Origin of the sequence: Pseudoalteromonas sp. SG43-6, assembly GCF_014164365.1 — a bacterium.
Taxonomy (GTDB): Bacteria; Pseudomonadota; Gammaproteobacteria; order Enterobacterales; family Alteromonadaceae; genus Pseudoalteromonas; species Pseudoalteromonas rhizosphaerae.
Genome location: NZ_JACJEZ010000174.1, coordinates 1 through 425, shown reverse-complemented (window position 1 = coordinate 425; position 425 = coordinate 1). Strand labels below are relative to the sequence as shown.

At 37.4% G+C, this 425-nt stretch carries 1 pseudogene; it reads left to right on the top strand.

Going from position 1 to position 425, the window contains the following annotated elements:
* Nucleotides 1-215, top strand: a pseudogene (locus H5201_RS22670) (DUF2931 domain-containing protein); the annotation flags it as partial.
* Nucleotides 216-425: the final 210 nt, after the last annotated feature.

Genomic DNA, 425 nt, shown 5'->3' with positions numbered 1-425 from the left:
AAAATGGTTATAAATTAGCTAAAAATTTACCTGCTTATGCATGGATAAGCACAGGAGAAGTAGAAGAAAATATCAGGCCTTATTTAATTGTTGGCATGGGGGATAGTGGCGAGATAAAAGTATGGTTATCAAATGCACGATCTGACAGAAATAGAACAGGCCGTGTATTACACGAGCTTGGCTCTGGGCAAGCACAGTGGCGTAAGAATAAGTAACTAAGCTATTCCTCAAGGGCAGCTTGAACTTAAATGGATATAGATTATGGACAAAATCATAAAATTACTTCTTATTAGCTTGTTTGCTGTATTACTAGGCGGTTGTGCAACAACAGGTGAAATAGATTATATGGTTGTATCGGGTTCAACGGATGAAGGTAATGATATATTCGTGACTTTAATTAAGTTTGATGACCAGTGGGATGTACC